23 protein-coding genes are annotated in these 24,249 nt (G+C 63.9%); 5 read left to right on the top strand and 18 right to left on the bottom strand.

Going from position 1 to position 24,249, the window contains the following annotated elements; translation table 11 throughout:
* Positions 1–6 precede the first annotated feature (6 nt).
* From TMPK1_RS11635 to TMPK1_RS11605, 7 genes are all read right to left on the bottom strand, one after another.
* A complete protein-coding gene (locus tag TMPK1_RS11635; protein ID WP_420243177.1) occupies positions 7–843 on the bottom strand; it encodes an ABC transporter ATP-binding protein in 837 nt (278 codons plus the stop codon).
* Positions 840–1,682 carry a nitrate ABC transporter permease gene (gene ntrB / locus TMPK1_RS11630; RefSeq protein WP_420243176.1) on the bottom strand — a complete coding sequence of 281 codons (843 nt, stop codon included), beginning with the start codon at positions 1,680–1,682 and terminating at the stop codon, positions 840–842. Before ntrB ends, TMPK1_RS11635 begins: the two co-directional genes overlap by 4 nt.
* Before the next feature lie 8 nt (positions 1,683–1,690).
* Positions 1,691–3,001, bottom strand: a complete 1,311-nt coding sequence (locus tag TMPK1_RS11625; RefSeq protein WP_420243175.1) for a CmpA/NrtA family ABC transporter substrate-binding protein — start codon at positions 2,999–3,001, stop codon at positions 1,691–1,693.
* Between the two features lie 131 nt (positions 3,002–3,132).
* Positions 3,133–4,185 carry an NAD(P)/FAD-dependent oxidoreductase gene (locus TMPK1_RS11620; protein ID WP_420243174.1) on the bottom strand — a complete coding sequence of 351 codons (1,053 nt, stop codon included), beginning with the start codon at positions 4,183–4,185 and terminating at the stop codon, positions 3,133–3,135.
* A 50-nt stretch (positions 4,186–4,235) separates the two neighbouring features.
* A complete protein-coding gene (locus tag TMPK1_RS11615; protein ID WP_420243173.1) occupies positions 4,236–4,946 on the bottom strand; it encodes a phosphonate ABC transporter ATP-binding protein in 711 nt (236 codons plus the stop codon).
* Entirely contained in the window at positions 4,943–5,695 is a 753-nt protein-coding gene (gene phnE, locus TMPK1_RS11610; RefSeq protein ID WP_420243172.1) for a phosphonate ABC transporter, permease protein PhnE, read from the bottom strand. Before phnE ends, TMPK1_RS11615 begins: the two co-directional genes overlap by 4 nt.
* A 123-nt stretch (positions 5,696–5,818) precedes the next feature.
* A complete protein-coding gene (locus TMPK1_RS11605; protein ID WP_420243171.1) occupies positions 5,819–6,679 on the bottom strand; it encodes a phosphate/phosphite/phosphonate ABC transporter substrate-binding protein in 861 nt (286 codons plus the stop codon).
* 218 nt (positions 6,680–6,897) lie between these two features.
* On the opposite strand from TMPK1_RS11605, the gene TMPK1_RS11600 reads away from it, so the two are divergent.
* Complete coding sequence (locus TMPK1_RS11600; protein WP_420243170.1) at positions 6,898–7,731, top strand: metallophosphoesterase family protein; 834 nt, start codon at positions 6,898–6,900, stop codon at positions 7,729–7,731.
* On the opposite strand, the gene TMPK1_RS11595 is transcribed toward TMPK1_RS11600, so the two are convergent.
* Genes TMPK1_RS11595 through TMPK1_RS11565 form a run of 7 tightly spaced genes read right to left on the bottom strand, consistent with a single transcriptional unit; the run spans position 7,714 to position 15,101 of the window.
* A complete protein-coding gene (locus TMPK1_RS11595) occupies positions 7,714–8,340 on the bottom strand; it encodes a hypothetical protein (protein ID WP_420243169.1) in 627 nt (208 codons plus the stop codon). The two genes, TMPK1_RS11600 and TMPK1_RS11595, sit on opposite strands and share 18 nt — an antisense overlap.
* Positions 8,337–9,188: an MTAP family purine nucleoside phosphorylase gene (locus tag TMPK1_RS11590; protein WP_420243168.1), complete on the bottom strand. Its 852-nt coding sequence runs from the start codon at positions 9,186–9,188 to the stop codon at positions 8,337–8,339. The genes TMPK1_RS11595 and TMPK1_RS11590 overlap by 4 nt, the downstream gene beginning before the upstream one ends.
* Positions 9,185–10,132 carry an arsenosugar biosynthesis radical SAM (seleno)protein ArsS gene (gene arsS / locus TMPK1_RS11585; RefSeq protein ID WP_420243167.1) on the bottom strand — a complete coding sequence of 316 codons (948 nt, stop codon included), beginning with the start codon at positions 10,130–10,132 and terminating at the stop codon, positions 9,185–9,187. The genes TMPK1_RS11590 and arsS overlap by 4 nt, the downstream gene beginning before the upstream one ends.
* Positions 10,132–12,252: a dihydrolipoyl dehydrogenase family protein gene (locus tag TMPK1_RS11580; RefSeq protein ID WP_420243166.1), complete on the bottom strand. Its 2,121-nt coding sequence runs from the start codon at positions 12,250–12,252 to the stop codon at positions 10,132–10,134. Before TMPK1_RS11580 ends, arsS begins: the two co-directional genes overlap by 1 nt.
* On the bottom strand, positions 12,249–12,839 hold the full coding sequence (locus TMPK1_RS11575) for a TIGR04282 family arsenosugar biosynthesis glycosyltransferase (protein WP_420243165.1): 591 nt from the start codon (positions 12,837–12,839) through the stop codon (positions 12,249–12,251). The genes TMPK1_RS11580 and TMPK1_RS11575 overlap by 4 nt, the downstream gene beginning before the upstream one ends.
* A gap of 31 nt (positions 12,840–12,870) precedes the next feature.
* Entirely contained in the window at positions 12,871–14,511 is a 1,641-nt protein-coding gene (locus TMPK1_RS11570; protein ID WP_420243164.1) for an acyl-CoA dehydrogenase family protein, read from the bottom strand.
* Positions 14,511–15,101 carry a pyroglutamyl-peptidase I gene (locus TMPK1_RS11565; protein WP_420243163.1) on the bottom strand — a complete coding sequence of 197 codons (591 nt, stop codon included), beginning with the start codon at positions 15,099–15,101 and terminating at the stop codon, positions 14,511–14,513. The genes TMPK1_RS11570 and TMPK1_RS11565 overlap by 1 nt, the downstream gene beginning before the upstream one ends.
* A gap of 350 nt (positions 15,102–15,451) precedes the next feature.
* Here TMPK1_RS11565 and TMPK1_RS11560 point away from each other — a divergent pair, with 350 nt between their 5' ends.
* From TMPK1_RS11560 to TMPK1_RS11550, 3 genes are read left to right on the top strand one after another with little or no spacing between them, the layout of a single operon-like run.
* Positions 15,452–17,275, top strand: coding sequence for a ribonucleoside-diphosphate reductase subunit alpha (locus TMPK1_RS11560; RefSeq protein ID WP_420245654.1), 1,824 nt, complete (start codon positions 15,452–15,454; stop codon positions 17,273–17,275).
* A 41-nt stretch (positions 17,276–17,316) separates the two neighbouring features.
* Positions 17,317–17,592, top strand: coding sequence for a hypothetical protein (locus TMPK1_RS11555; RefSeq protein ID WP_420243162.1), 276 nt, complete (start codon positions 17,317–17,319; stop codon positions 17,590–17,592).
* 54 nt (positions 17,593–17,646) lie between these two features.
* On the top strand, positions 17,647–18,609 hold the full coding sequence (locus TMPK1_RS11550; RefSeq protein WP_420243161.1) for a ribonucleotide-diphosphate reductase subunit beta: 963 nt from the start codon (positions 17,647–17,649) through the stop codon (positions 18,607–18,609).
* Here TMPK1_RS11550 and TMPK1_RS11545 read toward each other — a convergent pair.
* Together TMPK1_RS11545 and TMPK1_RS11540 are read right to left on the bottom strand one after the other, a co-directional pair.
* A complete protein-coding gene (locus TMPK1_RS11545) occupies positions 18,606–19,805 on the bottom strand; it encodes a Bcr/CflA family multidrug efflux MFS transporter (RefSeq protein ID WP_420243160.1) in 1,200 nt (399 codons plus the stop codon). The genes TMPK1_RS11550 and TMPK1_RS11545 overlap by 4 nt on opposite strands.
* An 84-nt stretch (positions 19,806–19,889) precedes the next feature.
* Positions 19,890–21,473: a DUF1302 domain-containing protein gene (locus TMPK1_RS11540; RefSeq protein ID WP_420243159.1), complete on the bottom strand. Its 1,584-nt coding sequence runs from the start codon at positions 21,471–21,473 to the stop codon at positions 19,890–19,892.
* A gap of 18 nt (positions 21,474–21,491) precedes the next feature.
* Here TMPK1_RS11540 and TMPK1_RS11535 point away from each other — a divergent pair, with 18 nt between their 5' ends.
* Complete coding sequence (locus TMPK1_RS11535) at positions 21,492–22,856, top strand: DUF1329 domain-containing protein (protein WP_420243158.1); 1,365 nt, start codon at positions 21,492–21,494, stop codon at positions 22,854–22,856.
* 4 nt (positions 22,857–22,860) lie between these two features.
* Here the strand turns inward: TMPK1_RS11535 and TMPK1_RS11530 are convergent, their stop codons facing one another.
* Both TMPK1_RS11530 and TMPK1_RS11525 read right to left on the bottom strand, forming a co-directional pair.
* Positions 22,861–23,619, bottom strand: a complete 759-nt coding sequence (locus TMPK1_RS11530) for an anti-sigma factor family protein (protein ID WP_420243157.1) — start codon at positions 23,617–23,619, stop codon at positions 22,861–22,863.
* Positions 23,616–24,212 carry an RNA polymerase sigma factor gene (locus TMPK1_RS11525; protein ID WP_420243156.1) on the bottom strand — a complete coding sequence of 199 codons (597 nt, stop codon included), beginning with the start codon at positions 24,210–24,212 and terminating at the stop codon, positions 23,616–23,618. The genes TMPK1_RS11530 and TMPK1_RS11525 overlap by 4 nt, the downstream gene beginning before the upstream one ends.
* Positions 24,213–24,249: the final 37 nt, after the last annotated feature.

The raw sequence follows: 24,249 nt of genomic DNA, 5'->3' as shown, positions 1-24,249 counted from the left end.
TTCCTCCTAGGCAACCAACCGGATTTCCGGCGGATTTTTGGGGTCATAATTCGTCGCCCCGGCGTCGAAGCCGCGCGACCGTTCGATCAGGAAATCGAGCAGGTGATTGCGCAGCGCCGGATAGGCGGGGTGGTGGTGCACGTCCTGCCGACGGCGCGGGCCGGGTATCGTGTTGACGACGATTTCGGCGATGCGCGCATCGGGACCGTTGGTCATCAGAAAGATCCGGTCGGCAAGCAGCAGCGCTTCATCGACGTCATGCGTGATCATGAACACGGTCTGGCTTGTCTCGGCGCATAGGCGCGCAACCTCGTCCTGCAACGTGCCGCGCGTCAGCGCGTCGAGCGCGCTGAACGGCTCGTCCATCAGCAACATGCGCGGCTGGATCGCCAAAGCGCGCGCAATGCCGACGCGCTGGCGCATGCCACCGGACAGGGCCGACGGTTTTTTCTTTGCCGCGTGCCGCAATCCGACGACGTCGAGCTGATGCGCGACGTGACCCAGGACCTGTTGCGCCGACCAGCGCGGCCAGCGCGAACGCACCGCGAAAGCAACGTTGGATTCCACGTCCAGCCACGGCAACAGCGCATGACCTTGGAAGATCACCGCACGGTCGAGCGACGGGCCGTCAAGCTCGCGATCGGCGAACAGCACGGTTCCGTCGCTGGCTTCGTCGAGGCCCGCCAGCACGTTGAGGATCGTGGTCTTGCCGCAACCGGAATGGCCGATCAGGCAGACAAACTCGCCTTCCTCGATGCGGAAATGCACATCGGCAAAGACTGGCGCGGCGGTGCCGAACCGTTTCATCAAACCGTCGACGCGAACCAAGGGATGCGCGCTCATTCCACCCAGCTCACTTTGCGCTGGGCGAAGGCGAGACCCTGATCAAGCGCCATGCCGATCAAACCGATCAGCAGAATCGCCACCACGACATTGGCGATCGACAGGTTGTTCCACTCGTTCCACACGAAATAGCCGATGCCGGTTCCGCCCACGAGCATCTCGGCCGCAACAATGACCAGCCAGGCGATGCCGATCGAAATACGCATGCCGGTGAGAATGGTGGGCGCTGCAGCCGGCAACACGACGCGAAACGCTTTGCGCAGCGGCTTGCATTCCAAGGTGCGTGCAACGTTGAGCCATTCGCGCCGTACGGTCGCGACGCCAAACGCGGTGTTGAGCAGCATCGGCCACAGCGAACACACGAAAATGACGAAGATCGACGATGCTGCGCTGTCCTTGATCGTGTAGAGCGCAAGCGGCATCCAGGCGAGCGGCGAGATCGGTTTCAGCACCTGGATGAATGGATCCAGCGCTTTGCTCATCAACGGCGACAAACCGATCACAAAGCCGAGCGGAATCGCCACCAGCATTGCCAGGCCGAAGCCCAGAAACACGCGCCCGATCGAATAGAGAAGCTGGATGCCGACGCCCTTGTCGTTGGGGCCGCGATCGAAGAACGGATCGGCGAGATGCTTCGCCAAGGTCGCCGCAACGACGTCGGGTCCTGGCATCGCCGACTTGCCGCCACCCGCTGCTGCCGCGCCAACCAGTTTCGCGTAGGCGGGATCGACCGTCGCCACACCCGGGCCGCCGCGCGTCGCCAGATACCAGCCGGCGATGAACAGCACGAAGATCAACAGCGACAAAGCAGCGGCGCGAACGCCGAGTGAGCGAGTCATCGCCCCACTCACCGTTTAATCGCGAAGCTCGCGAGATAGGCGTCGGGTTTGGCCGGGTCGAATGGCTTGCCCATAACGCTAAAGCTTTTGGACGTATTGGCCGGTGCCAGCAGGCCTTGATCGCGCATCGCTTTGGCGGCGTCGGTTGCAAGGAACACTTGTTCGGCGACTTTGGCGTAGTCGAGATCGCCCTTTACCTGCCCCCAACGTTTCATCTGGGTCAGCATCCAGATCGCCATCGAGTGCCACGGGTAGGGATCGAAATCGATGCGCTTGGGATCGACTTTGATGCCGCCAAGCCCGTCGGCATATGTGCCGGACAGAACTTGTTCGAGCACGACCGGCGGCTGATTCAGATAGTTGGCGGGCGCGATCGCCTCGGCGATCTGTTTGCGGTTCTCGCCCTTGGCGGCATAGCCGGTGGCTTCAACGATCGCAGCCAGCAGTGCGCGGAACGTGTTCGGATTCTTGTCGATGAAACTGCGCGACGCACCAAAGGCGCAGCACGGATGTCCGTCCCACAATTCCTTGGTCAGAAGATGGATGAAGCCGACACCGTCATAGACGGCGCGTTGGTTGAACGGATCGGGACCGAGATAGCCGTCGATATTGTCGGCGCGCAGATTGGCCACCATTTCGGGCGGCGGCACGGCGCGAATCTGCACGTCCTGGTCGGGATCGAGCCCGTGTTCGGCCAGGTAATAGCGCAGCAGGTAATTGTGCATCGAATAGTCGAAGGGCACGGCGAACTTCATGCCCTTCCAGCTTTTCGGGTCGCGGCGATCCTTGTGCTTCATCGCCAAAGTGATGGCTTGGCCGTTGACGTTCTCGATCGCAGGCACGGTCCACGGCGTTGCATTCGCGCCGGCACCCAGCGAAATCGCGAGCGGCATTGGCGAAAGCATATGCGCGGCGTCGTATTCGCCGTTGATCGACTTGTCGCGAATGACGGCCCAGCCGGCGGTCTTGATTGCTTCGACTTTCAAACCGTGCTTGGCGTAGAAGCCCAGCGGGTCGGCCAGAATGATTGGTGTGGCACAGGTGATCGGGATGAAGCCGATCTTGAGTTCTTTCTTTTCCAGCGGGCCGGTCTCGGCCGCCAGCGCGCGCGCTGTGTGCAGCGGAAACACGTCGGCCAGCGCCGCCATTGCGGTTCCGGCACCGACAGCGCGGAGGAAGGCGCGGCGCGTGCGCGCGTCGGGAACGATGGCGCGCAACAGCGCTTCATCGATCGCCGCGGTGAACCGCGTTTCGACGTCGGCATCGTGCGCAACTTGGCTTGAATGTGCACCGCAGCTGCAGCGCGAGACGCCGGACATCGCTTCTCTCCCTCATCGCTTTTCGGCGCGAAGGATTGCACTCGCCGTGCCAGCGTGGAGTCAGGCGGACTCCTATCGCGTGTCAGACGGGCGCCGCGCGAATCCGCGGCACATGCCCGAGTCTTGAGCAGCTAGGCGCGATACCGCGCGAGAAAGGCGCGATCGATCCGGTCTTTGAGCCAGCGCATGGCGCGGCCGGCCAGCCAGAAACGGCGCCATGTCGCGAGGCCGGTGCCGTCGCCGAGATTCAAAATCAGCAACGCATGTTTCTGCGCGCGGTAGCGTCGTTGCGGCGGTACCGCACGCAGCTTGGCGTTGAGATTCGCGAACAGGACCGGCGCCTGCCGCACCGCATGGACGCCGATCATCGGCAGCCTCGTGCCTGCGACAGCGGCACAGTCGCCGACGGCATGCACGCGCGCATCGCCGGACGCGGCGAGATCGTCACCAACCACGAGCGCGCCGTCCTGCAGCTCAAGACCAAGTCCCGCCAGCAGCGGTAACGCGTGCAGGCCGGTTGCGCGCACCAGCAGGTCGAACCCGATCGGGCCGTTGTCGGTCCAGGCCATGTCGTCGACGATGCGCGCGACATTCACCGGCCGCAGCGTCACGCCGCGTGCGGTGAGGTGACTGGCGACGAACGCAGCAGCGCGGCGCGGCAGGCCAGGGAGAAAACGCGCTGCAGCCAACGTGACGGTCGCTTGCGGGTGCGCGGCGATATTTGCAGCCAGTTCGATCGCGCTTGGGCCGCCGCCGACCACCAGCACGCGTTGCGGCTTGGCTTCGACGGCGCCACGAAGATCGGCCAGGCGTGCAATCGGCTTGGCGGCGAAATTGCGCGGATCGTCATCGTCGATACCGGGCAGCGCTGCCACGACGCTGCCGACATCCAGCGACAGAAGATCGAATGGGACCGACTGACCGCTGCTGCACCGAACCTGGGTGCGGTCGATGTCGGTGGCCGATTCGCGCAGCCAGGTCACGCCGCGCAGCAAGCGGTCGAGCGCGATGCGGTCGTCCTCGGGCGACCAGCGTCCGCCGACCATGCCGGTCGCGAGGCCCGAATACCAAAAATCGTCAGGCGCGATCACCGTGATCTGCGCACCCGCATCGACCAGCAGTTGCGCGCGCTTCAACGCATAGAGATGACCGTGGCCGGCGCCGACAAAGACGAGACGCGTCACGCCCGTCGCGCCAGCGGCGGGAAGGTGAGGGGGTGCATGTGAGTCCCCCCTCACCCCAACCCTCTCCCCGCGGGGAGAGGGAGTCGATCGCGCAACACGCCGTCCTGCAGGCGCAGCGCACGGTCGGCGACGCGTACGACGTCTTCGGGCCGGTGGAGCGTCACAAGCACGGCAAAGCCGCGCTCGCTCGCCAGTTCGCGGATCAGGCGCAGGATCGACGCGGCGGTTTCGGGGTCGAGGCTCGACACGGGTTCGTCGATCAGCAACACGCGGCTGCCCTGCGCCAGCGCACGCGCAATCGCGACGCGTTGCTGCTGCCCGCCCGACAGACGATCGGCGCGTTGTGCGGCGTGGGTCGCAAGCCCGACGCGCGCCAAGGCTGCCTGCGCAATCGCAACGTCGTTCGCTGGCCAGTTGCGCGTCAACACGCGCCAGGTCGGAATTTCGTTCAGCCGTCCGCCCAGCACATTGTCCAGCGCGCTGAGGCGGCGAACCAGATTGAACTGTTGGTAGACGAGTCCGATGTCGCGCCGCGCGCGATAAAGTTTGCGGCCGGCCAGATGTGTGACGTCCAGCCCGTGCAGCTCGATCGTGCCAGCATCCGGCTCCAACAATCGCGCCAGGCACCGCAACAAGGTCGTCTTGCCGCTGCCGCTGGGACCGACCAGCGCCACGACTTCCCCGGCCTTCACCGTCACGCTCGCAGCGCGCAGCACGGCGCGGCCGGACAGCGTCTTGGCAATGTTGCGCGCGACGATCACAGCAGCGACCGCCGCACACGCGCGCTGAGCTGATCGATGATCGTGACCATGGTGAGGATCACCAGCAGGATCGCCGCGACGCGCGGAAAATCGAGCAGGTCGACGGCGTTCTTGAGCTCTTGGCCGATGCCGCCGGCACCAACCAAGCCCAGCACGGTCGAGCTGCGCAAATTGAATTCCCAGGTATAGAGCGCGATCGACGCCAGGCTCGGCAGCGCGTCGGGCAGAATGGCAAAGCTGATCAGCTTGATGCGGCTGGCTGCGGTCATCGCCGCGGCTTCCAGCGGACCGGGCTCGCTGGTCTCGATCGTCTCGGACCAAAGTTTGGCAATCGTGCCGGCGGAATGGAGTGCCACGCCGATCACGCCAGCGAACGGGCCCAGCCCGACTGCAACCACGAACAACAGCGCGAAGACGAAACTGTCGATGCCGCGCAGCAGATTCAGCAGCGAACGCGCCGGCCAATAGATCCAACCGTCGGGACTGACATTGCGCGCAGCGAAGATGCACAGCGGTGCCGCCAGGATCGCACCGAAGGTCGAGCCCAACGTCGCCATCGCGATGGTTTCGCCGGCGCGCCGCAGCAACTGCGGGAACTCGCTGAAGTCGGGTGGCCAGGCGCGCAGCACCCAGCCGCCCATCTTGGGCAGGCCAACCAAAAGCCGATGCAGATCCAACTCCGCAATGCGCGCGAGGCCGAGATACAGCAGCGCTGCGAGCAGCCAGAGCAGGAGCGTGCGGGTGCGCATGCTTATTCGTCATCCCCGCGAATGCGGGGATCCAGGTGCGTGTACATGCTGGATGGCGTCATTGCAGCGGATGCACCTGGGCCCCCGCCTGCGCGGGGGCGAAAGCAAGACGCCCGATGGTCGTCATGCTTTCGGCTTCAACTTCCCGACCGCGACACCTGCATCCTGGATCAGCTTGTACGATGCGTGATCGGCCTTCACCCAGCCGGTGTAGTGCGCGGGCATCACGCGCTTGGCAGTATCTTCGTCAATCGCCAGCACGATCTCCTGCACGCGTTTGGTCAGCGCGGGATCGAGCGACTTGCGCACCACCAGCGGATCGTTCGGCAGCGGCTCCGACATCCACACGATCTCGGTCGCGTCTTTGGTGATGGTGCCTTTCTCGATCATCGCATTGCGGTTGCGATCGTAATCGGTGGCGAGATCGACCTGGCCGGTCGCGACCGCAATCTCGTTGGCGGGGTGGGCGGCGCCGTCGCGATACTGGAAGTAGGTTTTGGGATCGATGTTCTGCGTCTTGAACCAATAGGTCGGAATCAACCAACCCGAGGTCGAGCCTGCATCGGCGAATGAGATCGACTTGCCCTTGGCGTCGTCGGGAAATTTCTTGATGCCCAGGCCGGGCTTTCCAACCACGATCGAATGGTAGGTTGGCTTGCCGTCGTACTTCACCATCGCGATGGCTTGCGCGCCGCCTTCATTGTTGGCGAGCACATAGCCCCACGGGCCCATCCAGGCGATGTCGGCCTGGTCGTTGGCAAGTGCGACCGCCAGGCCGGCCCAATCGGTCGTGACCTGGATCTCGTACGCATTCGCACCGAGCTTTTCGGCGAGATAGGCGAAGAACGGCTCGTACGCTTTCTTTGTGTCGGATGCGGTCGGCTGAAAAGGGCCAACGGCGAAACGGATCTTATCGGTCGCATGTGCAACTTGTGACGCGAGCGCAAACAGACCCGCGACGAAAACGACCACGAAACGTCGCATCCGAAATCCCCGTGTGTGTGGTGTGACGTTCGGCCTTGCGGTACGAACGTTACTAGTGTGTCGGATTTGAAGTTCGCCCGACTTGGGACCGGCACCGAGCGAACTTCAAATCCAAAAGACACACTAGAAACATTAATTTGCTAGTGTCCTGATCGATTCCGAAATTCGCTCGAACCTACCACATGCACCTACGAATTTCGGAATCGGGACACTAGCCCATGCGTGAACTTCCCACCCTGCACCCGACCGGCCCGCTCTTCGTGATCGGCGGCCCGTACGGCAATTACGACGCAACCTTGGCGGCGCTCGACGAGGCGGCGCGGCGTGGCGTGCACGACATTCTCTGCACCGGCGATCTCGTCGCCTATTGCGCTGACGCGGCCGAGACGGTTGCGCTGTTGCGCGCGTCGGGTGCGGCGATCGTTGCCGGTAATGTCGAGCAGCAATTGGCTGCGGAAGCGGATGATTGCGGCTGCGGCTTTGAAGAAGGCTCAGCCTGCGACGCATTGTCGGCGCGCTGGTGGCAACATGCGCTGGCCTCGATCGATACCGAGACGCGTGCCTGGATGGGAAGCTTGCCCACGCGCATCGACGTGCAATGGCACCATACGCGCTTCTCTGCGATCCATGGCGGCGCGCGTGAGATTTCGAAATTCCTGTTCGCGTCTGACAAAGACGAGATCTTCGCAACCGAACTCGACCTGCTCGGCACGGACGGCGTGATCGCAGGCCATTGCGGCCTGCCCTTCGTGCGCGAGTTGTATGACGGGCGCATCTGGTTGAATGCGGGTGCGGTCGGTATGCCCGCCAATGACGGAACGCCGCGCGTCTGGTGCGCACAGCTGACGCCGCAAGGCGACCAGATCGAGATTGAAACGATCGCACTCGACTACGATCCGTATCCCGCCGCCAAGCGCATGCGTGCAGCCGGTTTGCCCGAAGGCTACGCAGCAGCGCTGATCAGCGGGCTATGGCCCAGCCTGGATGTATTGCCGCCGGCCGAACGCGCCGCGACCGGCTATCCAATTACGCCGCTACGACGCGTCTACTAACGCCTGGCGCAACCAGCGCCATTGGTACAGCGCGGTCACGCGCAACCAGCCATGGGTGCGATAGGCGCGTGCGCTGGTGGTGAGCGTCGCGGGCACGCGCTGCAGCCGCACGCCGCTACGCCGTGCGCGCCAAACCAGCAGATGATCTTCGCCGTACGCGGCGCTCTCGTCATACGGGCCGATCCGTTCGAACGTCGCGCGATCGAGCGCAAAACCCTGGTCGCCGAACGGCACACCCAGCCAGCGCGCGCGCAGATTGGCGCCCAGCGCGTTGAGCCATACCGGCCCGGCGCCGTCATCGGCAAAGGCAAGATCGAACCAGAACAACGTGTCCGGTCGTAGCCGCGCGGTCAGCGCAGCGATCGCGTCGCTGCCGAGCCGCGTATCGGCATGCAGAAACCACAGATAGGTACGCGTCGCAGCCCGCGCGCCGTCGTTCAACTGCGCGGCGCGTCCGCGTCGTGTGACGAGCCAGCGCCCGACCGGAAGATCGGCGGGTGCTTCGTCGGTTGCAGCCCAAATGATTTCTGCGTCGATGCCGGCCAGATCGTGCGCCAGATCGCGCCAGCATGTTTCGCCGGGGCCGACTGGAACGACGATGCTGATCACGTGCGCAGCACGTCAATCCAGCTTCGCTGCGCCGGCGTCAGCGCAGCGTCCGGCGTCAGCAGCGCCATCTCCAGCGCGTGGCGCGACGGACAGTCGAAGCTGAAATCCTGCGTCGCGATTGCCTGGCGCATCACCGCAACCGCGGTGGCGAGGCTAGCCCCGTAGCGTGCAATCACGTCGGCGACGGTGACATGGGTCGACGGATCATCGCGCCAGCAATCCCAGTCGGTCGCGATTGCAACGGTGCAATAGGCGATCTGTGCTTCGCGCATCAGAAACGCCTCGGGTACGTTGGTCATGCCGACGACGTCGCAACCAGCCGGCCCGCGCAGAAAGAAACTCTCGGCGCGCGTGCCGAGGCGCGGACCTTCGACGCAGGCGTAGGTGGTGCCGGTGCGGATCTTGGTGCCGATCGATGCGGCGGCATCCACAACGCGCTTGGTCAGTTCGGCGCAGGTCGGTTCGGCGGTCGAGACATGCGCCGCGACGCCGTTGCCGAAGAACGTCGCTTCGCGCCGTCCACGCGTCCAATCGAAATACTGCGCCGGGATGGTGAGGTCGCCGGGCGCGATCTCTTCGCGCAAACTGCCGACCGCGCTGACGCCGATTGCGTGCGTGACGCCGACCTGTTTCAGCGCAAAGACGTTGGCGCGGTAATTGACTTCATGCGGCAGCTTGGCGTGCCCGGCGCCGTGGCGCGCCAGAAACCAGATTTCTTTGCCAGCATGCAGGCCGCGGACGAGCGGCGCCGACGGTACACCGAACGGCGTTTCGACCGCGCGCTCTTCCTGGATGTCCAACCCGTCGAATTTGTAGAGGCCGGTTCCGCCGACGATGCCGAGAGTCATGCTGCGAGCGCGCCGCCGCAGGAGCTGCCGGCGCCGGCGGTGCAGCCGAAACAATGCGGCCCCATCGCGATGCGCCGGTCGACCGCAGCCAGCGTATCGATGTCCCAGATCGTGTGGGACGGGCCGGGCAATTTCATCTCCAGCATCTGGTTGAAGTCACAATCATAGAGCTTGCCGTCCCAGCCGACCGACAACATCGACCGGCACATGACGCCGTCGACGGCCTGCGGATTGAAACTGTCGATCAGCAATTGCTGATAGGCTTGCGCTTCGCCGTCACGTTCCAGCGCATGCAGGAAGCGGCTGATCGGCATGTTGGTGATGGTCAGCAGGCGCGAGAATTCGATCCCGAAATCCGAGCGCAATCGCGTCCGGTAATCCTGCTCGAGCGCCGCTTGTGCTGGCGGCAGATGCGCACCGACCGGATTGTAGACGAGGTCGAGCTGCCGCGTCGTGCCATAGCCGAGCCGGTTCAGCAGCTGCAGTGCCTTGATGCTTTGCCCGAACACGCCGCGCCCGCGCTGCGCATCGACATTCTTTTCGCTGTAGCAGGGCAGCGACGCGACGATCGCAACCTGGTGATCGGCGAGAAACTGCGCCGTGGTTTCCTGGCCTGGCTCGAACAGAATCGTGAGGTTGCAGCGATCGATCACGTCTTTGCCAAGCGCGCGCGCGGCGGTGACGAGGCGGCGGAACTGCGGGTTCAGCTCGGGCGCGCCGCCGGTGATGTCGACGGTGCGCACGTGCGGAGCCGACGCCAGCAGCTCGATCAGACGGTCGGCGGTGCGCGCATCCATCATCTCGCTGCGTTTCGGGCCGGCTTCGACGTGACAGTGATGGCAGGCCTGGTTGCAGCGCTTGCCGAGATTGATCTGCAGCACCGTCACCGTGTCGCGGGTGAGCGTGCGTCCATGGTCGGTCAGAGTGGCGGCGAAACTGCGCATCAGGTTCCTCTACGCCAACGGTGATAGCGCGCCGCAACGTTCAATTGCCAGCCTGCAACATGCGCCTTGCGCCACGTGCTGGCTGCGTACTTCGTCGCTTCGGCCAGGGTGGGATAGGCGTGCACCGTGCCCAGGATCTTTTTGAGCCCGATGCCGCATTTCATCGCCAGCACGAATTCGTGCAGCAGATCGCCCGCATGCGGCCCGACGATGGTGGCGCCCAGGATTTTGTCGCTGCCCGGTTTGACCAGCAGCTTCACGAAACCATAGGCGTCGCTGTCGGCGATGGCACGGTCGAGATCGTCGATGCCGTAGCGCACGATTTCGACCGCGATGCCGCGTTCCTTGGCTTCGTTCTCGGACAGGCCGACGCGCGCCACTTCGGGTTCGGTGAAGGTGGCCCAGGGAATGACGCGATAGTCGGCTTTGAGCCGGATCAGATCGCCGAACAGCGCGTTGAACGCGGCGTAGAACCCCTGATGCCCGGCGACATGGGTGAATTGGAACGGACCGGCGACGTCACCCGCGACGTGAATGGTCGGGATCGAGGTGCTGCGCAGCGTCTCGTCATGTTCGATCGTGCCTTGCTTGGTGATTTGCACGCCCAGCTCTTCGAGGCCAAAGCCCACCGTGCGCGGCTTGCGTCCCAGCGCCAGCAGAATTTGATCGAACTCGATCCGCGTGCCGTTGGCGGTGATCAGCACTTTGCCATCGAACCGCTCGGCCTTTTCGCCCAGCACCAGCTTGATGCCTTCGGCGCGGAATTTGGCGGCGACTGCGTCGGCTGCGTCTTCGTCCTCTTTGGTCAGCAGGCGCGGCGCCTGGTCGACGATGGTGACGTCGGATCCGAGACGCCGGAAACATTGCGCCAGCTCGCAGCCGATCGGTCCGCCGCCCAGCACGACGAGGCGCTGCGGCAGCGCGCGCAAATTCCAGATCGTCTCGCTGGTGAGATAGTCGGACAGGCCCGGCAGGTTCGGCACCAACGGCGCCGCGCCGCTGGCAACCACGATGGCGCGCGCGGTCAGGGTGCGATCGCCCAACTGCACGCGCCACGGATCGACGATGCGCGCCTCGCCGCGCAACACGTCGACGCCGAGGCCGCGATAACGCTCTTCGCTGTCATGCGGCTCGACCTGCGCCACGACATTGCGCACGCGATCCATCACCGCCGCGAAGTCGAAACTGGCAGTCATGCGATCGAGGCCGAATTCTTTGGCGCGCGCTGCGTCGGCCAACAGGCGCGTGGTGCGGATCAACGCCTTGGACGGAACGCAACCTGTGTTAAGGCAATCGCCGCCCATCCTCTCGCGCTCGATCAGCGCGACTTTCGCTTTGGTCGCGCTGCCGATCAGCGATGCGACCAGCCCGGCCGAGCCGGCGCCGATCACAATCAGATTGAAATCGAAGCTGCTGGGCTTGGTCCATTTGGACAGTGCGCGCCGCCGCTGTTGTGCAGCCCAGACGCGTTTGGCCACGATTGGAAACAGCGCCAGCGCGAGGAAGGCAGCGAGCAAGCCGCCCGACAGAATGTCTTTGGGGCTGTGAATCGTCGCCAACTGCGTGCCGGCCCAGATGAAGACCAACGTGCCCGGCAACATGCCGATCCAGCTGTAGAGAACGTAAGTGCGCGTCGGCAGCTTGGTCAGCGCCACCACCAGATTGACGAGAAAGAACGGAAACACCGGCGCCAGTCGCAGCGCCAGCAAGTAGGTCGCACCTTCGCGGGTAAAACCTTCATCGATCGAACGTAGGCTGGCGCCAAAGCGACGCTGCACGAAATCGCGCAGCACAAAGCGCGCGGCGAGAAAGGCGAGGGTGGCGCCGGTGACGCTGCCGATCGACGCGAGGACTGTGCCGGTACCGAACCCGAACAACGCGCCCGCCGCCAAGGTCATGATCGCAGCGCCCGGCAGCGACAGCGCCGTCACCGCAATATAGATCGCGAGGAAGAGCAGTGCGGCTTGCAACGGCGCCTGTTCGATCGTCGTGGCCAGCGAGGCACGGCGCTCCGCCAGCGCGTCGAACGTCAGCTGATGCTGCAGGTCCAGTGCGAAGAAGGCGGCGATACTGCCCACCACCAATGCGGCGACCAGCAGCCGGGCGAAACTCTTGTTCATGCTGCGCGCCACCGTGCGTAGGAGTCGCCGTCATCGACATCGTCGAGCCGGTCCGCCAAGACGCAAGCGGCACCGGGCGGCAAAGTTGCAAGACTGTCGGCCAGCGCATGCGCGCTCGACCAACGCACGTCGCGAAACAGACGATGCGGCTGGGCGTGGCGGCGATCGCTGCCGACCAACCAATAGCCACCGTCCGGGGCGGGGCCGAACGTGAAGCGCGCTGCGCCCAGCGCGCGGAAGGCGCGCCAGACATGCGCACGATCCAGCGCAGGCACGTCGCTGCCGACGATCACCGCCGGTCCGCGCGCGATCGCGCTGCGCGGATGCAGCGCGCGCGCCATGCGTGCGCCAAGATCGCCGCGCCCTTGCGCGACAACGGTCACGCCGTGCGGAACCTGCAGCCTGGTGCGATCGGGTGTGACCGCGACGACGACGCGCCAGCGCGGATCGCGCGCCAGACGTTGCAGCAGCGAAGCCAAGTTGGTGCGATAAAAGGCCAGCGCGGGACCGTCGCCGATCGCACGCGCAAGCCGCTTTTTGGCGGCGCCACGGCGCGGCGGTTTGGCAAAGACGATGACGGTGCGCATCGGGGGCTGGTTCGGACGCGCAGGGCGGCGGTTACGGCGACGGCATGCGGCCGAGTACCGCGTCGAGATCGATCGCGGGCGCGGCGGCGCCGAACGTCGCCGCCGGTTCGCGCAAGCGCCAGGCGACGAATGCGTCGGCAATCGCGCGCGGCGCATGCCGTAGCAGCAAACTTGCTTGCAGCAGCACTGCCAGCCGTTCGGTGAGGTACCGTGCACGCCGTTCAACGTCGTCTTTGTTGCCAAGCGCGGCCAAGGTTGCATCCAGCGCCGCGTCGTACGCAGCGTCGCCGCCGCGCGCTGTGTCCAATTCGGCACGCAGTGCCGCAACTGACTCTGGCTCCCGCGCGAAGGCGCGCAGAACGTCGAGCGCGATGACGTTGCCCGATCCTTCCCAGATCGAATTGACCGGCGCTTCGCGGTAGAGGCGCGGCAGCACCGTCTCTTCGACGTAGCCGGCGCCACCGAGGCATTCCATCGCCTCGTAGACCGCGTGCGGTGCGCGTTTGCAGACCCAGTATTTTCCGATTGCAGTCGCGACGCGTGCGAAGGCGCGCTGGTTCGGATCTTCCAGCGCTGCACCCAATCGCAGCGCGAGCCATGTCGCCGCTTCGGCTTCCAACGTCAGGTCGGCCAGCACCGCGCGCATTGCGGGCTGATCGATCAGCCGTTTTTGAAACGCGCTGCGATGCCGCGCGTGATGCGCTGCCTGCAAGGTCGCCTGGCGGATCAGCCCGGCTGAACCAAGCACGCAATCGAGCCGCGTTTGCTGCACCATGTCGATGATGGTGGCGACGCCGCGTCCTTCGGGGCCGACACGCTGCGCCCAGGCGCCGTCATATTCGATTTCGCTCGATGCGTTCGACTTATTGCCCAGCTTGTCTTTCAACCGTTGCAGCTGGATCGCATTGCGTGCGCCGTCCGGCGTCCAGCGCGGCACGAAGAAACAGGTGAGGCCGGCATCGGTGTAGGCGAGCGTGAGAAACGCGTCCGACATCGGTGCCGAGCAAAACCATTTATGGCCAGTCAGGCGGAATTCGTTGCGCGCCGCGTCGAGCGGTTCAGCGCGCGTCGTGTTTGCACGCACATCCGAGCCGCCTTGTTTTTCGGTCATCGCCATACCGGCGGTGCAGGCGCTTTTCTCGTTGGCCGGAATTGCGCGCCCGTCATAGTCGGTCGCGGTGAAACGCGGCTCCCAGATTTTCGCCAATGCTGGCTCGTTGCGCAGCGCCGGGACGATGGCGCAGGTCATCGCCATCGGACAGCACACGCCCGACTCGATCTGGTTCATCAAATAGGCGAGCGCAGTGCGGACGACTTGCGCGCCTGGTTTTGCGTCGCGCCAGCCACGCGCATGGATTTGCCCCCGCATCGCGATCGTCATCAGCGCGTGATAGGCGGGGTGGAAGTCGACTTCGTCGATGCGCTGGCCGTAGCGATCGAACAGTTTCAATTCGGGCGGGAAGCGGTTCGCCTGCCGCGCCAGTTCCAACACGTCGTCACGGCCGATTTCGCGCCCGAAGGAACGCACCTCGTCGATCGCCCAGCCGGCGCCGAATGTTTTCAATGCGCCGAGCAGTGCTGGATCGTCGGCGACGTCGTAGCCCACCAGCGGCGGCGCCTGGTTGGTGACTTCGTGCGTGCGCAGCTGCGTGCGCGGATCGCGCGGGACCATCAAACGTGGACCGGTGCCAGCGCCGCGTTGGTCGCTTCGGCGACCAATCGAATCGCCGACTGCGTATGCGCGACCGGCCAGGTCTCCAGCGGCGGCACATGGACGAACCCGCCGGGCAGGGCCGGCCGCGTCGCGCGCAGATGAAAGAAGACCAGGTTGCAGAGATAGCGGCCGGCATCGTTCGACCGCGCATGCGCGACCGCCGCCCGCAGCAGCGCTGATTCGATGGCCTCGAGCGGCAGCGAACTGGCCAGCGCAGCGGCGGCGCCTTCGATCACCGCCTCGCCGTCGCGCACCACGCCGTCATTGTCGGCGATCCGAAAGGCGAGCTCGTTGGCCGCCCGGGTTTCGAGTTTCAGGTGGGTGGCGCGTTCGTCGACGCCGGTCAGCACGACCGCGATCGGGTCATGCGCGGCCAGCAGCGCGTCCAGTTCGCCCGGTGCCCGCGCTGCCGAGACCGGCAACACCGCGCCGACGATTCGGCGTCCGTCCGCCAGATGCATGCCGTCGAGCGCGCACGCGATCTGCTCGGTTGGGTTGTTCGCGACGCTGCCGAAGGCGCCAAAGCCGGTGACGAGGAGCGGTTGCATGATGTCTCCCTACCCGGCCTGCCGCCGCACTGCGCGCAGCGGCGAAAAAAGAGAGGCCAAGGATCGTTCGAGAACGCGCCGGAGCATGCCCCGAACGCGCCGTCGGTTCATAATTTAGCAAGCCTAGCAGCGCCGAAAACGGCCCTTGAAAACGTGAACGGAAACAGAACATTGTGCGGCTTCAATGCGGTACGGAGCGCGCCGGTGGACCCACTCTCGCCTTCACAAACCAACGATATGTGGTACGGTCGCTCACTCAAGACACAAGACTTCGTGTTTTACATGAAGTTTTCCACACGAGCGCCTGAACGGGTTCGTGGATGAGCAACGATTCGGCGGGGGAGGCGGGCATGTTCGACGTGTTGCAGACGGAAGCTGGAACGCGACTCCGCACCGATCCGTCGCGCGATGCGCTACTGACCGACTTCGGGAAGGCGACCCTTCTCGACCGCTATTTGCTGCCGGACGAGTCCTTTCAGGACCTGTTTGCGCGCGTGGCGCTCTATTACGCCGACGATTCGGAGCACGCCCAGCGGCTCTACGACTACATCTCGAAGCTGTGGTTCATGCCGGCGACGCCGGTCCTGTCGAATGGCGGGACGAATCGCGGCCTGCCGATTTCGTGCTTCCTGAATGAGAGCACCGACGCGCTCACCGGCATCGTCGATCTGTGGAACGAGAATGTCTGGCTGGCTGCCCGCGGCGGCGGCATCGGCAGCTATTGGGGCAATCTGCGTTCGATCGGCGAGAAGGTCGGCCGCAACGGCAAGACCTCGGGCATCATTCCGTTCATTCGCGTGCAGGACTCGCTGACCTTGGCGATCAGCCAAGGTTCGCTGCGCCGTGGTTCGGCGGCGGTGTATCTGCCGGTCAATCATCCCGAGATCGAAGAATTCATCGAGCTGCGCCGTCCCACCGGTGGCGATCCGAATCGCAAGGCGTTGAACCTGCATCACGGCATCGCGATTCCGGACGCGTTCATGCGCGCGGTCGAGAATGACGAAGAATGGGCGCTGACCAGCCCCAAAGACGGCGCGGTGATTCGCAAGATCAATGCGCGGTCCTTGTGGATCCGCATTCTGACGGCACGCATCGAAACCGGCGAGCCGTACCTGCTGTTCACCGACACGGTGAACCGTCACATCCCCGAGCATCACAAGCTCGCGGGCCTGACGGTGAAGATGTCGAATCTGTGCAGCGAGATCACGCTGCCGACTGGGCTTGATCCGTACGGCAAGGAGCGCACCGCAGTGTGCTGCCTGTCGTCGCTCAATCTCGAATATTTCACCGAGTGGCAGGAACACCCGACCTTCGTCGAAGATTGCCTGCGCTTCCTCGACAATGTGATGGACGACTTCATCCGCAAGGCACCGGATTCGATGTCGCGCGCCAAATATTCGGCGATGCGCGAACGGTCGGTCGGCCTCGGCGTGATGGGCTTCCACTCGTTCCTGCAGAAGCTGTCGGTGCCGATTGAATCGGTGATGGCCAAAGTGTGGAACCGCAAGATGTTCCAGCACGTGAAGCTGCAAGCCGACGCCGCGTCGGTGAAGCTCGCCCACGAACGTGGCGCGTGCCCGGATGCGGCCGAATACGGCATCATGGAGCGCTTCTCGAACAAATTGGCGATCGCGCCGACCGCGTCGATCTCGATCATCACCGGCGGTACCTCGCCCGGCATCGAGCCGATCCCGACCAATGCCTACACGCACAAGACGCTGTCGGGCTCGTTCGGCGTGCGCAACCTGCAGCTCGAAGCATTGCTCGAAGAGCGCGGCCGCAACACCGACGAGACCTGGAACTCGATCCTGCTCAACGAAGGTTCGGTGCAGCATCTCGACTGCCTGAACGAGCACGAGAAGATGGTGTTCAAGACCGCGTTCGAAATCGACCAGCGCTGGTTGATCGAACTGGCGGCCGACCGTACGCCGTTCGTGTGCCAGTCGCAGTCGCTGAACGTCTTCATCCCCGCCGACGTGCACAAGAGGGATCTGCACCAGATCCACTTCCAGGCGTGGAAGAAGGGCGTGAAGTCGCTCTACTACTGCCGTTCGAAGTCGATCCAACGCGCCGAAATGTCGTCGATCGACATGGCGAAAAAGACGGTGCCGGCGCAGGTCGAACCGCGTCTCGCGATGGAAACCAAATACGAAGAGTGCTTGAGCTGCCAGTAACGGCCGCTCTCGCGTTCGAGCCTACAAGAGGGGTCCCTGACATGGCCCGCACGTTCCGCCTGGGTGAAGTCATGATCGATATCGAAAGCTGCACGCCGCTCTATCGCGGCACTGCCACACTGCTTCTGACGCAGGACGAACGGTTTGCGCTTGTGGGCCGTGGTGCCGCGCGCGAACTGACCGCCGCGGAAGCGCGTGAGTTTCTGATCGCGCATGGCGAACATGATCTGGTCGAGGAATTCCCCGACCTGTTCCGCAAGCCGGCGGTAGCACCCACGACACGCCCGCAGGAACCGTATTTGTTTCCGTTGCACTGACTCGAGCGGCTGAGTCATCGTTCCCTTTCGTCCGCCGCTTCGAGTCCTGCGCCCATGTCGACACTTCTCACGCCGAATCACGTTTACAAGCCGTTCCGGTATCCGTGGGCGTATGACGCCTGGATGATGCAGCAGCGCATTCACTGGCTGCCGGAAGAAGTGCCGTTGGCGGACGACGTGAAGGATTGGGCGACCAAGCTCACCGATTCCGAACGGAATCTGCTGACCCATATTTTCCGGTTTTTCACCCAGGCCGACGTCGAGGTGAACAACTGCTACATGAAGCATTACAGCCGGGTGTTTCAGCCGACTGAAGTGCAGATGATGCTGGCTGCCTTCTCGAACATCGAGACGGTGCACATCGCTGCCTACAGCCATCTGCTCGACACGATCGGCATGCCCGAGACCGAATACTCGGCCTTCCTCCACTACAAGGAGATGAAGGACAAGTTCGACTACATGCAGGGCTTCAACGTCGACAGCAAAGAAGACATCGCCAAGACGATGGCGGTGTTTGGTGCCTTCACCGAAGGTCTGCAGCTGTTCGCGTCGTTCGCCGTGCTGATGAACTTTCCGCGCTTCAACAAGATGAAGGGCATGGGCCAGATCGTGTCGTGGTCGGTGCGCGACGAGTCGCTGCACGCCGCGTCGATGATCCGTCTGTTCCGCACCTTCATCGACGAGAACGCCGAGATCTGGACGCCGGATCTGCAGCGCGAGATCTACGTCGCTTGCGAAACCATCGTGACGCACGAAGACGCGTTCATCGATCTCGCCTTTGAAATGGGCGGCATCGAAGGCATGACGGCCGCGGACGTGAAAGCCTATATCCGCTACATCGCTGATCGTCGCCTGACTCAGCTTGGCCTGCAGCCGATCTATCGCACCGAATCAAATCCGCTGCCGTGGATGGACCAGATCCTGAACGGCGTCGAACACGCGAACTTCTTCGAAGCGCGCGCGACCGAGTACTCCAAAGCCGCAACGCGCGGTTCTTGGGATGAGGCGTTCGACTAAACGATGGCGCTTCGCGGCCGCAGGACCGCGAAGCAAATCACGCCCGCAATCGAGCAGCTTGCGATGACGATCGTCATCGGTCGTGCCGTGTGATCTTCCAGTGCGCCGACCGTGCTGGCCATGATTGCCGCCAGCGTAAATTGAATCGTACCCAGCAGCGCTGATGCGCTGCCGGCATCGCGCCCGTACGGCGCCATCGCCATCGTCGTTGAATTCGGCGTCACGAATCCGATCGATCCAGCGAAGACGAACAACGGCACCACGATTCCATACAGGCCGAACGTGCCGGTCGAGCCCAGCGCGAACAGCGTAAGTCCGGCCAACAGCTGCACGAACAAGGCGCGGCGGATCACTTGCTGCTGCGACAGGCGTTTCAACGCCAGGCGGTTGAACTGGGCCGCGCCGATCAGCGCAATCACGTTGACAGCGAAGAACAGCCCGAATTGCTGCGGCGGCACGTGATAGATGTCGATCAACACGAACGGCACGCCCGCGATATAGGCGAACATGCCCGCCATGCTGAGCCCGCCCGCAAGCGCATAGGCAAGAAAGTAGCGATCGCTGAGCAAGCGCGCATAGACGCGCAGCGCGCTGCCAAGCGCGAAAGGGCGCGACGGATCCGGTTGATGGGTTTCCGGCAGCAGCGCAAAGGTCGCGATGCATGCAGCGCCGCCGAGAATTGCCAGCAGCCAGAAGATCGACGCCCAGCCGAACAGATCGAGCAACCAGCCGCCGAGCAAGGGCGCCAGCAAGGGTGCTACACCCATCACCAGCATCAGGCTCGAAAACAAATTCGCTGCTTCGGCTGGCGGAAACAGATCGCGCACCATTGCGCGCGAAATCACGCCGCCGGCACAGGCACCAATTGCTTGTACCAAGCGCAACGCGATCAACACGCCGATGGTTGGTGCCAAGGCACAGCCGACCGAGGCCAGCGCAAACAGAAGCAGCCCCGCCATCAACGGGCGTTTGCGGCCGAACCGGTCAGCCAGCGGACCGTAGATCGACTGGCCGCCAGCAAAGCCGATGAAGAACGACGCCAAGGTCAGTTGCGCGCGCGCCGCGTCGACGCCGAAGACCTGCGTCAAGGTCGGCAGGCTTGGCAGATACATGTCGACCGACAGCGGCGCGGCTGCAGTCAGCGCACCCAAGGTCAGCAACAGGGAAAGGCGAGAGACCGGGCGCGCTGTCGACATGGCGCGTCTGTTCTGGTGGCGCTGTGTTGCGCCTGTAAAGCTTTGATTGCTTGTCCGTCCGCGATGGCTGCTCTGCGCCTACGGCTAAAAGCTGCGCTGGAGCGTGATCTGGATCGAATCCCAATTCGACAGGCGCTGCGGCGCGCCGCCGATACCAAGCCCGGTCGTGTCGTTTTTCACGCGTCCAAAGTAATGCGTGAAAGTCAGCTCGGCGCGCCAGGCTTGTTCGAAATCGGCGCGGATCCCGGCACTCAGATCGCCCGTGCCGCGATTCATCGTCGGATCGATCGAAGACAGGCCGACGAAATTATAGCCGGCCCCGAAAGGCAGGCTGAGATCGAGATGCGGCAGCGCCTGGAAAATATGCGGTGCCAGAACCGTGCGGATCGATGCCGCAAATTTGGTGCGATCGAAATTGCGCAGCTGCGCCACGTTGTTGCGGCTGAGAAGTTGGTTGGCGGTGATCTCGCCGCTCCAATCCGCGCCGTTGAAGAATAGCGACGAGGGCGACAGCTTCTGCAGCCACGAAAATTGAGCCTGCAACGCGTCGCCGATCGGCTCGATGCTGCGCGGCGCGACGATTGCGATGTTGGTGCCGGCCGGCAGTGCGATGCCGCCATTGACCAAAGGCACGCCGCGACGCGCCGACAATTCAAACCCGACGCCCGCTTCGCCGAGCGGTCCCGCGACGCTGAGCCCGTACAGCTCGATGCCGCGTACATAGTCGAGCCGGTACGATGCCGGCGCGAAGCGGCCGGGTTGGATCAACACAGTCGGCGTCTTCGCGTCGTAGCGAATGGCGTAGAAGCCGACATCGAGATTGGCGATCTGCCCGCGCAGCGCGACGCCGAATTGCCCGATGTCGCGTGGCTTGTGATCGGTGAGGCGCGTATAGACCGGTGTTGTCGTGTCGCTGGTGTCGAGTGCGAAAGCGCGATTTCCTTCGGCGCCCAACACGTCGCTGGCGCCGGCATAGGCGTCGTGCGGATCGATGCGGCTGCGCCGCCATTCCAGTTGCGCATAGGCTTCGACCGACCAGCCGTCGGCGCGCTGCCAATTCACCGAGATCTGGTTGACCGGCAAAAACGAATCCGCACCGCCATAAGCGCCATGGGTTTGCGGCCGGTAGAGATCGACCGGCGCCTGCGCCGCGGCGATGCCGTTGCTGGTTGCGAACAACGTCTCGCCCCAGACCAGCAACTGCCGGCCGACGCGCGTCGATACACGATCGCCGGCAAGGTCGAACTCGCCGCGCAGATAGGTTTCGGCAAACTCGATCGCCTGACCGCCATGCGCCGACGGGTCGAGTCCGTTGCTTTCGTACTGGCGATCGACTGCGTCGTACCAACTCGACACACCGACATGCGCGCCGAACGAGCCTGCGCTGAGATCGAGCGACGTCGTCAGGTCGATCCGTCCGCGACGCAACCCTTCGCCGTAGGTGCAATCATGTTCGCGCGCCGTGGCAGCGGTGCCGCCGCAGTAATTGCGCAGATTGAGCGCGGCTTTCCCGGGCTGGAGCAACGTCGACAGCAGGACCGTCGTATCCCAGCGCACTGTGACGTCGCTGCCGGTTTCCAAGGTCGCGCTTGTCGCGGGCGCGGCAAAGCCAACGATCAGCGCCAGTGCGGCGCAGAAGCGCTGGTTGCCCAAGCGTGCGAATGGCATTCTCAGCCGAGCCCGCGCATGACCCGAACACTCCGCCTTGTCTGCTGTGCTGCCGCTCTGTTCGTTTGGACAGGGGCAAGCGTTGCATCGGCGCCGCCCGAACAAATAGCGGAACTCGGCCGTAGCCTGACGCCGGTCGGGGCCGAGCGTGCGGGCAATCGCGACGGGACCATTCCCGCCTGGACCGGCGGCTATACGACGGTGCCGCCTGGCTATGTGATCGGCGCGCCGCGGATCGATCCCTTTGCCGGCGAAAAGCCGCTCTATTCGATCACCGCCGCCAATCTCGACCGGTTTGCCGACCGCCTGCCCGAAGGGCAAAAAGCGTTGTTCGCGCGCGATCCCGCCTACCGGATCGACGTCTATTCGACGCATCGCACCGCCGCTTTGCCGACGCGCATCTACGACAATATCCGCGTCAATGCCGCCCGCGCGCATGCAGGTGCACAAGGAATTGCAGCCGGCGTCGACGGCGCGATCGGTGGCGTTCCGTTTCCGATCCCGCGCGACGGGTTTGAGGCGATCTGGAACCATCTGCTCGCCTTCTGGGGCGTGGCACGCGCCGGTCATGTCAGCAATTATTTTATCGCCGCCGATGGCAGGTTGGAGCGCACCAACGCCTATCACGAGCGCGTCGAATTTCCCTACTACGATCCAAGCGCAAGCCTCGGCAATTTCGCCGGCTATTCGTTCAAACGGCGCGAGATGAGTGACGGGCCGCCATCTTTGGCTGGTCGCGGGTATCTATTGTGGCAACCGGTCGATCTGGCGCGGCAACCAATTCAGGCCTGGCAGTATCTGCCGCGCGAACGTCGTGTGCGCCGCTCGCCGCTTTTGTCGTACGACACGCCAACGCCCGACGGCGCCGGCATTGAAAGTTTCGACGACTATTACGTCTATAGCGGCAGCCCCGATCGCTACGAATTCCGCTTGCTCGGCAAGCGCGAGATGATCGTGCCGTACAACAACAACGGCTTTCATCGCAAACCGGTTGCCGACGTGGTCGGGCCCGGCCATTTGCGCAACGGCGCGCTGCGGTATGAGTTGCACCGCGTTTGGGTCGTTGAAGCGACCTTGGCGGCGGGCAAGCGCCACATCGTGCCGAAGCGTCGCTTCTATCTCGACGAAGATACTTGGTTCGCGGTCTACGCCGATGCGTGGGACGCAGACGGGCGTTTGTGGAAGTTCAGCCACGGCACGATGTATCTCGTTCCCGATTTACCGGCTGTCGTTCTCGGCTCGCACATCACGTACGACCTGGTTGGCGGCGGCTATGTCTTTGCCTTCGCTTTCAACGACGAGCCGGTGCAGTACAAGCACGAAGCACCGCAAGGCGATCTGGTGTTCTCGCCCGAAGGACTGGCACGCGAAACGCCAGACTAGCGCGTCAGAATTCCAAGTCGCCGTAGGTCAAAGTCGCGACGCGCAGCATCTCGCGTGCGGTCATGTCGCCGCCCAACATCACGACGCCAAGCGAGTCGTTCTGCCAGATGCAGACTTGCAGATTTGCATGCTGCTGCAGATCGAACCGGTCGCCGCCGGCCGGACCGCGCAGATAGACGGTGAAGGACCGTGCTTTCTGGTCGCGATAGGTGAGCTGCACCGCTTTGCGTTCGGTGCTTTCGTCGAACAGCTGCATCCGCGCCAGTTCGAAACCGGCGCGTTCGAGATCCGGCACGCGGACTGGCAAGCTCAAGGCGGTCTGTAGAACCGCGTCGCGCGCGTCGATCGACGCCAATTGCGCCGCGGAAATCTCGCGCACGGGATTGGTCTTCCCGCTGCGCACGGCCAAGGCTTCGGCGACCAGCGGTTCGGGCGCGGTGCGCAGCGAAGGCGCGATCCACACCGCAAGCAACAGAACGGCGGCAGCAGACAGGCCGGCCCAAACCGGCGCCAGCCGGCGCGCCGGGCGCGGGGCGGTGCCACGACGTACCGCTTCGAGCAGGCGCGGTGGAATCGGCAGATCCTGCAGCGGTGCGTGCAGCCGCGCGATGCGCGCTGTGTCGGCGCGGTACAGCGCGACGCGTTCGGCCAGTTCGGGCGTGGATTCGATCAGCGCTTCGATCTCGGCGCGGCGCGCTTCATCGAGCTCGCAATCGAGATAGGCGTTGAGGTCGATGTCGGTCACGGCGGCGTGGTGCTTCACGGTGAACCTCCGACGCTGCGAATGGAGGAGGGCGTTACGTCGCCGCGTTCGAGCGCATCGCGCAGCTGGGCGCGGGCGCGCGACAGGCGCGACATGACGGTACCGATCGGCAGGCGCAGCGTGTCGGCGATCTCGCGATACGAAAGATCTTCGAGCGCAGCCAGTAGAAGAATTTCGCGATGGTCGGGCGACAAAAGATCCAGCGCGCCGGCGAGTTCTTTCATCGCAAGCCAATCCGACGGAATCGGATCGTTGCCGGCGAGATCGAGGACCGCGTCGAGTTCGATGGGCACGCCACGACGGCGTTCGCGCCGCAGATTGTCGCGATACAAATTGATCAGCGTTGTGCGCAGCCAGCCCATCAGCCGTTCGGGATCCTGCAACAGATCCTGTTTGCGACAAGCGCGTTCGATACAATCCTGCACTAGGTCATCCGCCAACGTGATGTTGCGTGTCAGTGCGATCGCATAGCGCCGCAAGCGCGGCAGGTGCGCGAGAAGCCGGTCCGAGAATTCGGTCGTGGACCCATCTGAATCCGCCTTCCGCTTGTCGTCCGTTTCACGCCCGCCACGTCCGGGAAAAAAAGCGATCAACCTATCCGCCGCATCGAAAATTCATGCCCTGATGGGG

The sequence above is a fragment of the Roseiterribacter gracilis genome, from assembly GCA_018332375.1.
In the GTDB taxonomy this organism is placed as follows: Bacteria; Pseudomonadota; Alphaproteobacteria; order BOG-932; family Roseiterribacteraceae; genus Roseiterribacter; species Roseiterribacter gracilis.
The sequence above is the reverse complement of the archived record's forward strand: the minus strand, read 5'-3'. Positions and strand labels throughout refer to the sequence as shown.